Raw genomic sequence first — 13,877 nt, forward strand, 5'->3', positions numbered from 1 at the left:
GCATTCGTGCATAATCTGCGGATGAAATACATCGATTCAAACAAGCTCTCTGATCCTCAGTTCAAGCGATACACAGGCATCTCATGGTCAACTTTCTATTTGATGGTTGAGCAATTGCAGAAGCATGTCTCTGCCAAAGGCAGACCGCCCAAGTTAAGCCTGGAGGATCAGGTTCTGCTCTGTCTGAGCTATTGGCGGGAATACCGAACCTTATTTCACGTTGCGACGAGTTACGGGATTTCAGAGCCCACAGCCTCAAGAATTGTCCGTCATGTTGAAGACTGCCTGATTCGGTCCAATCTGTTTAATTTACCCAAAGATTTACCCGAGGGCGAAGGCATCGACTGGAATGTTGTGATCGTGGATGCCACGGAAATTCCAATCCAAAGGCCTAAAAAAACAGAAGAAAAGCTATAGCGGCAAGAAAAAGACCCATACCTTTAAAGTACAGGCCATGATTCACTACAAAACTCAGCAAATTCTGAGTTTATGTACCAGTCGCGGTGCAGTGCATGATTTCGAGTTGTTCAAACGCAATTTAAACCAGATTCCTTTTAAGGCTTTTATCCTTGCAGATAAAGGCTATCAGGGGATTTATGTGTTGTATCCGAATAGCCTGTTACCATTAAAAGCCAAAAGACACTGTAAATTAGATCCTGAATTGAAAATCTATAATCAAGAAATCAATAAAAGAAAAATCGGAATTGAGCATGTATTTGGCAGCCTGAAAACCTTCAAAATCCTTGCTGAGCGTTATCGAAATAGAGGTAAAAGGCTTGGTTTGAGATTCAATTTAATCGCTGGAATCTACAACTTGGAACTGAGTAAAAAATGATTTATGAAAGAGGTCTAATTAATCTTATTGAATCTGAGATAGCAAATAGACTATGGGTTAAATATGAAATTAAATGTGCTGGGGAATTAGGTAGAGCTACTATTAGGCGTATATACATAATATAAATATCCTCGAAATGGAATAACAGTCAAAAGTAAAAATCCACTTTCTGAATTCACACTTAATAATACTTTTTCAGATTACATAGATTGCTATGATTCCAACCCTACTGATGCCTATGATGATACCCGTATCTGGGGACCCCCCTGGCTTAAAAACAATCAGCAGCAAGATACCCATGAATCGGCTTATTACCTGTCTGCTAACCGTGGCAAACACTCGGTTGCAATCGATTTATCTACACCTGAAGGTCAACGTATTATCAAAAAACTTGCTGAACAGAGTGATGTAGTCATTGAAAACTATAAAGCCGGTTCGTTGAAACGATACGGGCTGGATTATGAAAGTCTGAGTCAGCTAAATCCGCGACTGGTATATTGTTCTATTACCGGCTTTGGCCAGAATGGCCCGCGTGCGCAAGAACCAGGCTATGACTTCATTGTTCAGGGTATGGGCGGTATGATGAGTGTTACGGGTGAACGTGATGACCTTCCAGGGGGTGGTCCGCAAAAAGCAGGTCTGGCCTTTGCCGATCTGACCACCGGCTTATATGCCGCAATTGCCATTCAGGCGGCTTTGTTGTCCCGTGAGAAAACCGGTGAAGGTCAGTATATTGATATGGCGCTGTTAGATACCCAGGTTGCTTCCCTCTCTGTTCTGGCCATGAATTATCTCACCTCAGGCAAAGTCCCCGGTCGCTTCGGAAATGCACATGCCAATATTGTGCCCTATCAGGTGTTTAAAGCCCAGGAAGGTGAATTTATTATCGCCTGTGGTAACGATCTGCAATTCCAAGCTTTGTGTCAGGCCGTTGGTCTGGCTAAGGTGGCAGAAGATCCTCGCTTCTTAAAAAATTCTGGACGTGTTACACATCGTGAAGAATTGACCATAGTTCTACAGGCTCATTTCTATACTAGACCGGCAAAAACCTGGGTGGATCTGATTCATGCGGTTAAAGTACCGGTAGGAATGATTAATGACCTGAAACAGACTTTGCAAGAAGAACAGGTATTGGCACGTGATATGGTGATTAAAATGCCGCATACCTTACGTGAAGATTACACTTCAATCGGTTCACCAATTAAACTCTCCAAGACACCAGTAGAATATAAAAAGGCCCCCCTTGTCTGGGTGAAGATACCGATGCCATTTTGAGTCAATATTTAAGTTCTGCTAAAATGGAAGAACTGAAAAGCAAAAAAGTCATCCAGCAGCGATAAGCTTGCAAGCAGTAAAAAAGGAATCTTGCGATTCCTTTTTTATTTTAAAGATAATGGATTAGATCATTCCTTAACAGGCCTTAGCGCTTGGCCGAACAGTACGAGGCAGTTCACGACGCAGAATTTTGCCTACTGCAGACTTTGGTAGTTCGGACACAAATTCAATGTATTTCGGCAATTTATAACTGGTCAGTTGCTGCTTCAGATAAGTCATGACTTCATCTTGGGTCAGAGTTTCATCCTGTTTCACAATAAATGCCTTGGGTACCTGTCCAGATTTTTCATCATCAGTACCAATCACTGCACATTCCAGTATTTTAGGGTGTTTGGACAGTACGCCTTCCAGCTCATTGGGATAAACATTAAATCCGGACACCAGAATCATGTCTTTTTTGCGGTCCAGAATGGTGATATAGCCTTGCTCATCCATACAACCGATATCACCTGTCAGGAAGAATCCATCTTTGGTAAATACCTGTGCTGTTGCTTCGGCTTGCTGCCAGTATCCTTTCATCACCTGTGGACCACGTATGGCTATTTCTCCAGCCTGATTAAGCTCTACAGGTTTTCCTTCATCATTCAGAATCAGAATTTCAGTCCCTGCCAATGGCAAGCCAATCGTGCCACTAAATCGCCGGCTTAAAGGCGGGTTAAAAGTTGCAGTTGGTGAGGTTTCAGAAAGTCCGTAGCCTTCATAAATCTGGCAGCCTGTGACCTCATACCATAAATTTGCCGTATTTTTTAAAATCGATGCTCCCCCGCCAGTTGTAGTTTTCAGGTTTGAATGATCCAGTTCACGAAAACGTGGATGATGTCCCAGTGCATTAAACATGGTATTCACCCCAGGGAAAACAGTGGGTGGATGTTTCTGGTATTGATCCGCCAAAGCATCCAGATCTCTCGGATTTGGAATCAGAACATTGGCGAAACCACGGCTTAAACCATAACTGAACAGGCAGATGGTAAATCCATAAATGTGATACAGCGGCAAGGCACAGAATACATATTCATTTTCAGTGGCATAGCGGTCACCAAAATGGCTGATAAATACGGTACTGTTCTGGGCGATATTAAATAAAATATTGCGATGGCTCAGTTCTGCACCTTTAGAAACACCTGTGGTACCTCCCGTGTATTGCAGAATGACCGTATCTTCCTGATGCTGTACAGGTGTTTTGAAATCAATAATTTCTACCTGATTTATTGCCTGCCTAAAGTCAAAGAACTGTTTATCCGGATATTGTGTTGCCTGACTATAAATAGCACTTTGCTGCTCTTGAATAAAATCCGGCGAATGCGTCGAAATAACATATTTGAGTTGAGGACATTCCTCTAATGCTGTTAATTGCTCCAAAGTCTGTCCAAGGATAATCAAGGCTTCTGCACCTGAATCCTGTAGCTGATGATAGAGCTCGCGCTGGGTGTACATGGGGTTGACATTGACCAGCACATAACCGGCTCGAATAATGGCAAAGGTAGCGATTGGATATTGAATAATATTCGGTAACATCACCGCAATACGGCTGCCAGCAGTCAGCCCAAGACTCTGTAAATAGCTAGCCAGTTTCTGGCTATACACATCGATATCGTGATAGCTGAATTTGCGATCTAGATAGATAAATGCGGTTTTATCCTGAAATTTTACCAAATTCTCAGCAATTATCGTGCTCAGGGTTTTCTCAGGATCTGGCCGGGTAAACTCCGGATTGATATTCCACTTTTTATATTCTTCCATCCATGGCTGACTGCTCATGACTATACTCCTGTCCTGGATTTACAATTATTTTGTATCATTTAAACCATAAGATTTTGATTTTAATTAAATATTTTTAAACCACTTTCTGCTGTCTCGATTCAACATACTGGTAGTGATAACCGCTACGAATAAAATGCTGATTTTTATCCCTAAATGAATGAGCATAATCCGGCCAGACCAAAGTCAGCTTGCGACTGACCGGGTCCAGATACCAGCTTTTACAGCTTTCCGATAACCAGACACTACCTTGGGAAAGCTGCTGTAGCTCCTGCATATAGCTATTTTCAGCACTCTGATCTGCTTCAAAGACCTGAATCTGTTCCTGCTCAAAAAACTGCAAGGCATCTAGAATCAAATCAAACTGGGTTTCCAGAAAATAAAGCGCTGAATTATGCCCACTTCCGGTGTTGGGGCCATTCAGGATGAACAGATTTGGAAAGTTGTGTACGGTCGTTGACTGATAACCCTGCATACCGCTGGACCATTGCTGCTCCAGGCTTAAACCCTGTTTACCCACCACCTTTGCGGCATAGGGTGGACGTGCCGCTTCAAAACCGGTGGCAAATACGATGATATCTGCAGAAAATTTATTTCCAGTCTGGCTTATAACACCATCCTTTGTCATTTGTGCTAATGCTGAATCTTCAAGGGTGACATGGGGTTTTAAAAAAGTCGGATAATAATCATTAGAAAGCAATAAGCGTTTACAACCAGGTTCATAATTCGGCGTCAATTTACGCTGTAGCTCTGGATCTGAAATCTGATGTTTTAAGAATTGCAGGCAGTTTTTCTTGACCCGCTCAATCTGGCTTTTCAGATTACGGCGCTGGGCAAAATTGTATTCATTGCCCCAAAACAAGGAATGTCTTAAGGCTGTCATACTGTCCGGATCTTTGCGAAAAAGCTGTTTTTCTGACTCAGAATAAGGTCGGTCTGGTCGGGGCAAAATATAGGGCGCACTACGTTGCAAGACAGTCAGGCTTTTGGCAGTTTTTGCAATTTCCGGCACAAGCTGGATGGCTGAAGCACCAGAACCCACCACAATGACATGTTGATTTTCCAGATTCAGCTCGTGGTTCCAGCGTGCTGAATGCATCACTTGGCCTTCAAATTCTTTCAGCCTCGGAATTTGTGGGAGATGCTCATCTGCCAGATGCCCGGTTGCGGTAATTAAAATCTCAGCCTGATACAGACCTATAGAGGTGTGAATTTCCCAGATGCGTTCTCGTGCATTCCAGCTGGCCTTTTCCAGTTGGGTATGAAAATTAATATGGGGCCGGATATTTTCCTGATCACAGCATTGAATTAAATAGCGCTGAATTTCTACCCCTTGTGGAAAGACACGCGACCAGTTGGGATTTTTAATAAACGAGAAAGAATATAAATGGGAAGGTACATCACAGGCGACTCCGGGATAGGTATTGTCACGCCAAGTACCGCCCACTTCTGCTGCACGTTCAATGATTTTAAAATCGTGGATGCCCTGCTGTTTAAGGCGGATTGCCATTCCCAAACCACCAAAACCGCTGCCTACAATTAGAATCTTGCTGCGCTGTCCTTTAGCTTGCATTATTTATCTCCTTTAAGGCATATAAGGCTGGATTTTTTGATTCACCGGATATTGTTCTGGATGCTGGCTAAACTGGTTTACCAGTTGCACCACTTCGGCTGGCGCTTCGACATAGAGCGCATGTCCTGAAGAAATTTCGATATAGCGACTGTTCGAAATTGAAGCAAACAGCAGTTTAGCTTGCGCTACAGGCACCATGCGGTCTTCACGGCAAGCCACAATCAACGTCTCTGCACGAATCTCAGGCAAGATCGATGTAATATCAATGCGATAATTCAGTTCACGCTGTTTGGCTGCATCTAGTGAAGGTTTAACAAAGCGTGCCAGATCCAACACCTGCTGTTCGCTTCGTGCAGACAGATAATCATCGCTATACAGGCAATAATTCACAAAATGAGGCAAGGCCGCAGATTGTTCAGTAAATAACTGTTGCCAGATAACGGTACGCAGTTGTTGCACCGAGCTGGTTTTGGCCCAACCGGCTAACAAGATCAAACGCGCTACGCGCTGTTTTAAACTGGCTGCCACTTGTGCAGCAATCACGGCACCGAGTGAATAGCCTACCACTGTAATGATTTCATCTTTTGCAACTGCATGCTGAATCAATGCTTCAACCTGTTGGCTAAAATCAGTCACCTTTAGATCAGCTTTATTCGGGGTATGCAAATCAATGGATAAAACCCGCTGATGAATACCCAGCATCGGAAAAATATAGCTGAAATGCTTGTCGGTATTTCCACCGGTGCCATGAATCAAAATAATAGTCGGAAATGCAGAACGCTGTCCGACTTCATGAAAATTAAGCTGCAGATCAGCATAAGGACACTGTCGAGTAATCATGTCTAAATCCATATAGACTCCTGATCTTGTTGTTTTATGGTTTATTCAATATCCGAGAATAAATCTCAATATTTGAATTGGGTGAGGATGCAAAAATTATTAAAAAAGACCCACGACACGAGTATCGTGGGTCAAAAGGTTTAATCGAATTTGAACTCTTCAGGTTCAAGTAAAAACAGGCTTTCACCGCCCGCCTGAATATTGGCAAAGTGGGTTGAAGTTCTTGGCAAAATACGCGCAAAGAAGAATTGTGCAGTTTTGATCTTGGCTGCATAGAACGGATCAGTATTGCCTTCTTCAATTTTCTGCTGCGCAGTAATTGCCATTTTCAGCCACAAATAAGCGGACACGACATAACCAGAGAAATATAGGTAGTCAACTGATGCTGCCCCAATTTCATTGGCAGACTGTTGAGCCTGCTCCTGAATGGTTCTGGTTAATTTCAGCCATTGTTCAGTCAACTGGCTGACTTGTGCAACTTGCTGGCTGAACTGGACATGTTGCTGATGCTCTTTTACAAAGCCTTGAATTTCCTCGGTTAATGCGGTCAACAGACCCAATTTTGAACCTAGAACTTTACGCGCCAGCAAGTCAATGGACTGAATTTCAGTGGTTCCTTCATAGAGGCTGGCAATACGTGCATCACGGGCAATCTGTTCCATGCCATGTTCAGCAATATAACCGTGACCACCGAAAACCTGCATACCATGTTTAGCCGCTTCTATGCCGGTTTCAGTCATTAATGCTTTGGCAATTGGGGTTAATAATGCCAGACGGTCTTCAGCTGCTTTCTTTTCTTCCGGGCTGTCAGTGGCTTCAGCGATATCGGCATAGGTCGCCAGATAATATGCAAGTGCACGTGAACCTTCTGCAAACACCTTTTGAGTCAGCAGCATGTTACGTACTGCCGGATGCACGATAATCGGATCTGCAGGCTGGCCTGGCACTTTTGCACCTTCAAGAGAACGCATCGCCAGACGGTCTTGGGCATAAGCCAATGCCCCCTGATAAGAAGATTCTGCTGCTGCCAAGCCTTGAATAGCTGTACCGATACGTGCCGAGTTCATAAAGGTAAACATGCAGTTCAGACCGCGATTTTCAGGCCCAATCAGGAAACCTTTGGCATTATCAAAATTCAGCACACAGGTCGCATTGCCGTGAATGCCCATCTTGTGTTCAATGGCGCTACACACCACACCATTACGGGAAGCCACATTACCTGCTTCATCCAGATTGTATTTCGGCACAATAAACAGCGAAATACCTTTGGTTCCCGCAGGTGCATCTGGCAAACGTGCCAGTACGATATGCACGATATTTTCAGCCAGGTCATGTTCACCGGCTGAGATAAAGATTTTCTCACCACTGATGCTGTAACTGCCGTCTTCATTTGGCACTGCTTTGGTACGGATTAAACCTAGGTCAGAACCGGCATGAGATTCAGTCAAGCACATGGTTCCCGTCCAGCGACCTGCAATTAAAGGTACCAGGAATTTCTGTTTCTGTTCATCGCTACCGTGGTGCTCTAAAGTACGCATGGCACCATGGGACAGGCCTGGGTACATGCCCCAAGACCAGTTGGTTGCAGTAATAATTTCAGAAATAGCAATCCGGTATAAAGTTGGGAAGCCCTGACCGCCATATGCTTCGTCACCAGTTAATGAGGTAAAGCCGAGTTCTACATATTTGTCATAAGCTGCTTTAAACCCATCCGGGGTGGTTACGACGCCATCCTGCAAACGGCAACCCTGCTGGTCGCCTGTCGCATTAATCGGTAGAAGTTCGTTTTGGCAAAAGTCCGCAGCGACTTCCAGATATTGCTCCATAATATCCATAGAAACCTTGTCTGCGAATTTTGCATAGCCCTGATATTTCTGTTCAACGTTTAACAGGTCTTTCAGCACGAACTTCATGTCTTTTAATGGCGCAATATAATTTCTCATCGTAATTCCCTTGTATGAGTTCTAATTTGTATATTTATGACTATTAATTTCATAATACGAAATTATGTTTTAAGTCCACTATAATATAATTTAAAGAATAAAATCTAGTCATTCGATGAAATTTCCCATTTAAAAATAAAAAATATACAGGATGAAAAAAAGCCATTCATGGTGGAATGGCTTTTCTATACAGCGACTGCACTAAGGCTGATTAACGTGGAAAAAATTGAGCTAAACGCTGATGAACGATCTGCTCTGCCTCCTGCATAATATTTTCAATCAGCGTCTGGCAAGTCGGAATGTCATGAATCAATCCCATCACTTGACCTGCAGTCAGTACACCAGCATCCACATCGCCATTTTCTAAAGCGAGCTTGCCTTTTAAACCGCTGACATAGGGACGAATCTGTTCAAATTGCAGATTTGGATCTTCACTCATTTTAACGACTAGATCAGATACTGCATTTTTGGCAACACGGGCGGTATTTCGGAACTGTCGATACAAAAGATGTGTCGCCCTTTCATCATTATCGACATAGAACTGTTTGATGTTTGGATGGATCGGGGCTTCCTGAGTGGCACAAAAGCGTGTACCCATATTGATGCCTTCGGCACCCAAAGCCAAAGCTGCGACCAGACTACGACCATCAGCAAAACCGCCACTGGCCACAATCGGCACAGTGAGCTGATCTGCTGCCGCAGGAATTAAAATCAGGCCAGGAATATCGTCTTCACCCGGATGGCCCGCACATTCAAAACCATCAATCGAAATAACATCTGCGCCAATTCTTTGTGCTGAAAGCGCATGACGGACGGAAGTACATTTATGAATGACAATAATGCCGTGTTGCTTAAACGCCTCAATATGTTCATGAGGCTTGTTGCCTGCTGTTTCTACGATCTTGATACCGCTTTCAATGATTGCCTGTCGGTATTCTGCATATGGCGGCGGATTCACAGCGGGCAATAAAGTCAGATTGACTGCAAAAGGCTGATCGGTCATTTCTCGGCAGCGTGCAATTTCCTTGACCAGGGCTTCAGGCGTCGGTTGAGTCAATGCCGTTAATGTTCCCAAGCCACCTGCATTAGATACGGCACTGGCCATTTCTGCGGTACCGACCCACATCATGCCGCCCTGAATAATTGGATAGCGAATGCCTAAAAGCTCGGTAATACGGGTCTTAATTTTCATAAATGCTCTCCTTAGCATCCGGTAAATTGTGCAGGGCGTTTTTCGACAAAAGCCTGGACACCTTCTTTATAGTCCTGACTGCTCAGAGCCAGATATTGCAGGTTTTGCTCCAGCTCCAGTTGCTGGTCTATGTTATTTTCAGCACTGCGTTGCAAGGCCTGTTTGGTTAAAGCCAGCGCATAAGTCGGCTGTTGAGATAATCGCTGTGCAATGTCGTCGATATAAGCATCAAATTCTGTATCTGGAAGCATTTTCCAGATCATGCCCATTTCTGCAGCCTCTTTGGCATGTACAGGTTCACCGAGTAAAGTCAGTGCCATGGCACGCGCATAACCGATTAAATGCGGCAACATCCAGGTGCCACCAGCATCGGGAATCAAGCCAATTTTGGAAAAAGCCTGAATAAATCGGGCACTTTCCTTGGCAATGACCAGATCACAGGCCAGCGCGATATTGGCACCTGCACCGGCAGCAACTCCATTTACTGCTGCGATCACCGGTTTGGGACTCTGGCGGATCAGCTTAATCAAGGGATTATAGTATTTGGCCAGCGAACCTTGTGGCGGCAACGGCACACTACCGAGCTGTCCGGCACGTTCTTTTAAGTCCTGTCCCGCTGAAAATGCCCGGCCTCTGCCGCGAATCACAATCACCCGAATATCCGGATCTGTATTCCAGTTTTTCAGCACTTGCTGCACTTCCTCATGCATTTGCCGGTTAAAACTGTTGAGTGAATCCGGGCGGTTAAAACTTAAAGTTGCGACGCCTTGCTGAACCTGAGTTTGAATCGTTTCCCACATCATCAATTTCCTTATTTTTTTGCCTGTATCCCTACAATTAATAGCCCTTATTAACATCTACCTGATGGCACAAATCCAGGCCCTGATTAAAACGGCGGTCATTTTCCAGAATCTGTTTCACCACCACAGACATGGGCGCATGTGAGGCGACATGTGGTGTAACAACGATCTTTTCATGCTGCCAGAATGGATGTTCAGCAGCTAATGGCTCCTGTTCAAATACGTCGACAATTGCGCCACGTAGTTGACCTGAATCCAGTACATCCAATAAATCCTGCTCGATTAAATGCTGGCCACGCCCGACATGAATCAAAGCTGACTGTTCAGGCAGTTGCTGAAATAATTCAGCAGAAAGAATCCCAGTATTCTCTTCGGTAAGGGGTAGCAGGTTAATCAGAATCTGACTTTGCGCCAGGAACTCGGAAAGCTGTTCTTGACCCACATAACTTTTAACTTGATTAATATCTTTTGGGGAATTCGACCAACCAGAAACTTGATAGCCCATGTCTGCGAAACGTTCTGCTACGTATCCGCCCATATGCCCCAGTCCCATAATCCCGATCTGGATATGATGGCTATAGCTCTGGCGATACTGCTTCCACAGCTGCTGCTTTTGCTGTTGGATCATGCGGTCAAAATAACGCTGAAAATACAGCACGCCCCAAAGCAGATAATCAAACATGCCCTTTTGGTGATGTGGATCCAGTACCCGGCAAACGGCTTGATCTGGGCGTACAGCATTTAAGTTTAAATGTTCTACCCCAGCAGCAATCGAATGAATCAGGCCAAGCTTTGGCAGCTTCTGCACTTTTTCCAGATCTGGAAACCAGGCAGCAACTGTGGTTGCCTGTTCAGCTTCCGGACTGTCTACTGTACAGAAACTGCCAGCAGGCGCATATTTTTGAAAAGACTTGACCAGAATGGCTTCAATATTTGGTACAGAACTGGAAATAACAATCATGATGCATACTCCGTATATTGATGCTCAATCAAAGACAAAGCGGCCTGCCAGGCACGCTGTAATATCGGTTCAATGAGAGGACTGGCGAACTGCTTGGCTGTTTTAATTCGGACTTCTTCTGCTGGATAATGCAATTCAGCACCGCCACTTAAGGCCTTGACCTGTGCCTGACAGGCGCGTTCTAGGAAATAGATTTCATGAAAAGCCCGTGCAATAGTCTCTCCAGCCGTTAATAGGCCATGATTACGTAAAATCATGGCACGATGACTGCCTAAGTCCTGAATTAAGCGTTCTTGTTCATCAGTTGAAAGCGCAACGCCTTCATATTCGTGATAGGCCACATACTGATAAAATTTCATGGCGTGCTGGGAAATTGGGAGAAGCCCGTGTTTCTGAGCAGAAACAGCAATTCCATCCGCGGTATGCGTATGAATGACACAGTTCAGATGAGGATGTGCTTCATGAATCGCAGAGTGAATCACGAAACCAGCCATATTTACTGGCTTGTCTTGTTCATAGCTTTCTACCACCTGCCCTTCATGATTAATCTTCACCAGCGTCGAGGCACGCATTTTTTCGAAAGCAACGCCATACTGATTAATCAGAAAGCAGTCTGGTTGATCTGGGACTCTTAGACTGATGTGGGTATCAATCAGGTCAGTCATCCGATAATGCGCAATAATGCGATAAAGCGCTGCCAGTTCACAGCGTGCCTGCCATTCAGCAGCTGTAACGAGATTTTTTATTGTCATCATTCCATCCTGGAAAAATATAGCATTTCGATCACTATCTGTTATATCATAATTTTATAAAAACAGAATATTATTTCATAAGGCGAAATAAATCATTGCAAGGAGTGGATATGCCCACATCACAATTAAACGGACTTGAATATCTCACCGCAATTAAGAATGGGGAAATTCCCAGTTCAGCCATGAGTGAAATTATTCCCATGCGTCTGACCTTGGTGCGCGAAAACTATGTGGAATATGAGGTGCGTCCTGATCAGCGCCATTACAATTTACAGGGTGGAATTCATGGCGGCTTTTGTGCAACGGTTCTAGATAGTGCCACTGGCGCTGCCGTGCATACGACAGTAGATGCAGGTGTCAGTTTCTCGACCATTGACCTGAATGTAAAAATGCTGAAAGCAATGAAAAGCGGCGAAACCTATACAGCTATTGGTGAAGTTATCCGGATCGGACGTAATGTACTGACCTCAGAAGGCCGAATTATCGATAAAGAAGGTAAAGTTTATGCATTTGGGTCAGCGACTTTATTGGTGACTGGTCGTAAATAATTTCTGAGTTTATTTGATCAATCCCTGCTATTGCAGGGATTTTTATTTTTAAATGAAAATCCCAATAAAAAATGCCATGCATAACGAAATATGCATGACAATTTCGATGTTACTTTTATTGTTTAAGCTGCTTCAGGATTCTCAATCACCATCGCCAGACCTTGACCTAAACCAATACACAGGCTGATCACGGCATATTTCTTGCCTGTACGCTGTAATTGACGTGCAACCGTCAACGCCAAACGCGCGCCTGAACAGCCGAGTGGATGACCAATCGCAATGGCACCACCATTTGGATTGACACGCGGATCATCAAAAGCCACATCCAGACCTTTCAGGCAAGATAATACCTGGCTGGCAAAGGCTTCATTAATCTCAATTACGTCCATATCGTCCAGCGTTAAGCCTGCACGTTGTACTGCCTTTTTAATCGCTTCAATTGGGCCCGCGCCCATGATGCGTGGCTCAATGCCAGCAGCTGCAGAAGACAGGATACGAGCCAGAGGTTTTAAGCCATACTGTTCCTGAACTTTTTCACTGCCGATAATCAGTGCTGCAGCGCCGTCATTGATACCTGATGCATTACCCGCAGTCACTACACCACCTTCGAAAAGCGGTTTTAGCTTGGATAATGCTTCAAATGTTGAAGATGCACGTGGATGTTCATCTTCAGTCACCTGTTTAGGCGGTAATTTACGCCCTTGTGAAACTTCAATTGGAGTAATTTCACCTTCAAAGAATCCCGCTTCTTTTGCAGCCTGATATTTGGCTTGTGATGCAGCTGCAAATGTATCAGCTTGTTCACGGCTAATGCCAAATTCTTCAGCCACGTTATCACCTGTTTCAGGCATGCTGTGCGCGCCAAACTGATCCGTGAATTTACGGTTCGGGAAACGTGTACCAATCGTGGTGTCATAAATTTTGGCATCACGTGAATAAGCGCTTTCTGCTTTACCCATCACAAAAGGTGCGCGGGTCATACTTTCTACGCCACCAGCAATGTACAACTCGCCTTCACCTGCAGTAATGGCACGTGCCGAATCAATCACAGCACCGAGACCTGAAGCACATAATCGGTTTACCGTCTGACCCGGAACTGTTACCGGCATACCTGCTAACAATGCTGCAAAACGTGCCACATTACGGCTGTCTTCACCGGCCTGGTTGGTGCTACCAAAGATTACATCTTCTACATCTGCTGCCGGAATACCGGTTTTTTCCAGCAGGTTTTTAATGACTGTAGCTGCCAGATCATCTGGACGTACGCTTGCCAGACTTCCTGCATGGCGACCGATTGGTGAACGTAAACCATCATAAATATAGGCATTTAACATGAGTGT

12 protein-coding genes and 1 pseudogene are annotated in these 13,877 nt (G+C 44.4%); 4 read left to right on the top strand and 9 right to left on the bottom strand.

The window, feature by feature from the left end; translation table 11 throughout:
- From ACS72_RS00445 to ACS72_RS00455, 3 genes and pseudogenes are all read left to right on the top strand, one after another.
- The coding region (locus ACS72_RS00445) for a transposase family protein (RefSeq protein ID WP_048880891.1) at positions 1-417 on the top strand (417 nt) is incomplete at its 5' end.
- Positions 365-835: an IS5/IS1182 family transposase gene (locus ACS72_RS00450; protein WP_048880892.1), complete on the top strand. Its 471-nt coding sequence runs from the start codon at positions 365-367 to the stop codon at positions 833-835. The genes ACS72_RS00445 and ACS72_RS00450, both read left to right, overlap by 53 nt.
- 240 nt (positions 836-1,075) lie before the next feature.
- A pseudogene (locus tag ACS72_RS00455) lies at positions 1,076-2,175 on the top strand (CaiB/BaiF CoA transferase family protein); the annotation flags it as partial.
- 70 nt (positions 2,176-2,245) lie between these two features.
- Here the strand turns inward: ACS72_RS00455 and ACS72_RS00460 are convergent.
- From ACS72_RS00460 to ACS72_RS00495, 8 genes are all read right to left on the bottom strand, one after another.
- Positions 2,246-3,928, bottom strand: coding sequence for an AMP-binding protein (locus ACS72_RS00460; RefSeq protein ID WP_048880893.1), 1,683 nt, complete (start codon positions 3,926-3,928; stop codon positions 2,246-2,248).
- Between the two features lie 76 nt (positions 3,929-4,004).
- Positions 4,005-5,501: an NAD(P)/FAD-dependent oxidoreductase gene (locus ACS72_RS00465; RefSeq protein ID WP_048880894.1), complete on the bottom strand. Its 1,497-nt coding sequence runs from the start codon at positions 5,499-5,501 to the stop codon at positions 4,005-4,007.
- Between the two features lie 12 nt (positions 5,502-5,513).
- Entirely contained in the window at positions 5,514-6,353 is an 840-nt protein-coding gene (locus ACS72_RS00470) for an alpha/beta fold hydrolase (protein WP_048880895.1), read from the bottom strand.
- Between the two features lie 128 nt (positions 6,354-6,481).
- Positions 6,482-8,284: an acyl-CoA dehydrogenase C-terminal domain-containing protein gene (locus ACS72_RS00475; protein WP_048880896.1), complete on the bottom strand. Its 1,803-nt coding sequence runs from the start codon at positions 8,282-8,284 to the stop codon at positions 6,482-6,484.
- Positions 8,285-8,495: 211 nt separating this feature from the next.
- Positions 8,496-9,476: a nitronate monooxygenase family protein gene (locus ACS72_RS00480; RefSeq protein ID WP_048880897.1), complete on the bottom strand. Its 981-nt coding sequence runs from the start codon at positions 9,474-9,476 to the stop codon at positions 8,496-8,498.
- Positions 9,477-9,487: 11 nt separating this feature from the next.
- Positions 9,488-10,276, bottom strand: a complete 789-nt coding sequence (locus ACS72_RS00485; RefSeq protein WP_081405805.1) for an enoyl-CoA hydratase-related protein — start codon at positions 10,274-10,276, stop codon at positions 9,488-9,490.
- Positions 10,277-10,313: 37 nt separating this feature from the next.
- A complete protein-coding gene (locus tag ACS72_RS00490; protein WP_048880899.1) occupies positions 10,314-11,237 on the bottom strand; it encodes a glyoxylate/hydroxypyruvate reductase A in 924 nt (307 codons plus the stop codon).
- Complete coding sequence (locus ACS72_RS00495; RefSeq protein WP_048880900.1) at positions 11,234-11,989, bottom strand: class II aldolase/adducin family protein; 756 nt, start codon at positions 11,987-11,989, stop codon at positions 11,234-11,236. Before ACS72_RS00495 ends, ACS72_RS00490 begins: the two co-directional genes overlap by 4 nt.
- A 110-nt stretch (positions 11,990-12,099) precedes the next feature.
- Here ACS72_RS00495 and ACS72_RS00500 point away from each other — a divergent pair, with 110 nt between their 5' ends.
- Positions 12,100-12,537 (top strand): PaaI family thioesterase, encoded by a 438-nt coding sequence (locus ACS72_RS00500; protein WP_048880901.1) that lies wholly within the window; start codon positions 12,100-12,102, stop codon positions 12,535-12,537.
- Between the two features lie 122 nt (positions 12,538-12,659).
- Here ACS72_RS00500 and ACS72_RS00505 read toward each other — a convergent pair whose 3' ends face one another.
- Positions 12,660-13,871 (bottom strand): 3-oxoadipyl-CoA thiolase, encoded by a 1,212-nt coding sequence (locus ACS72_RS00505; RefSeq protein ID WP_048880902.1) that lies wholly within the window; start codon positions 13,869-13,871, stop codon positions 12,660-12,662.
- Positions 13,872-13,877: the final 6 nt, after the last annotated feature.

It is taken from the genome of Acinetobacter sp. VT 511, from assembly GCF_001077515.1.
GTDB lineage: Bacteria > Pseudomonadota > Gammaproteobacteria > Pseudomonadales > Moraxellaceae > Acinetobacter > Acinetobacter schindleri.

What these genes read in the sequence shown, in the direction of transcription:
- ACS72_RS00460 (WP_048880893.1), bottom strand. Translation starts at nt 3,928, where the DNA reads ATGAGCAGTCAGCCATGGATGGAAGAATATAAAAAGTGGAATATCAAT.
- ACS72_RS00465 (WP_048880894.1), bottom strand. Translation starts at nt 5,501, where the DNA reads ATGCAAGCTAAAGGACAGCGCAGCAAGATTCTAATTGTAGGCAGCGGT.
- ACS72_RS00480 (WP_048880897.1), bottom strand. Translation starts at nt 9,476, where the DNA reads ATGAAAATTAAGACCCGTATTACCGAGCTTTTAGGCATTCGCTATCCA.
- ACS72_RS00470 (WP_048880895.1), bottom strand. Translation starts at nt 6,353, where the DNA reads ATGGATTTAGACATGATTACTCGACAGTGTCCTTATGCTGATCTGCAG.
- ACS72_RS00475 (WP_048880896.1), bottom strand. Translation starts at nt 8,284, where the DNA reads ATGAGAAATTATATTGCGCCATTAAAAGACATGAAGTTCGTGCTGAAA.
- ACS72_RS00500 (WP_048880901.1), top strand. Translation starts at nt 12,100, where the DNA reads ATGCCCACATCACAATTAAACGGACTTGAATATCTCACCGCAATTAAG.
- ACS72_RS00450 (WP_048880892.1), top strand. Translation starts at nt 365, where the DNA reads ATGCCACGGAAATTCCAATCCAAAGGCCTAAAAAAACAGAAGAAAAGC.
- ACS72_RS00495 (WP_048880900.1), bottom strand. Translation starts at nt 11,989, where the DNA reads ATGACAATAAAAAATCTCGTTACAGCTGCTGAATGGCAGGCACGCTGT.
- ACS72_RS00485 (WP_081405805.1), bottom strand. Translation starts at nt 10,276, where the DNA reads ATGTGGGAAACGATTCAAACTCAGGTTCAGCAAGGCGTCGCAACTTTA.
- ACS72_RS00505 (WP_048880902.1), bottom strand. Translation starts at nt 13,871, where the DNA reads ATGTTAAATGCCTATATTTATGATGGTTTACGTTCACCAATCGGTCGC.
- ACS72_RS00490 (WP_048880899.1), bottom strand. Translation starts at nt 11,237, where the DNA reads ATGATTGTTATTTCCAGTTCTGTACCAAATATTGAAGCCATTCTGGTC.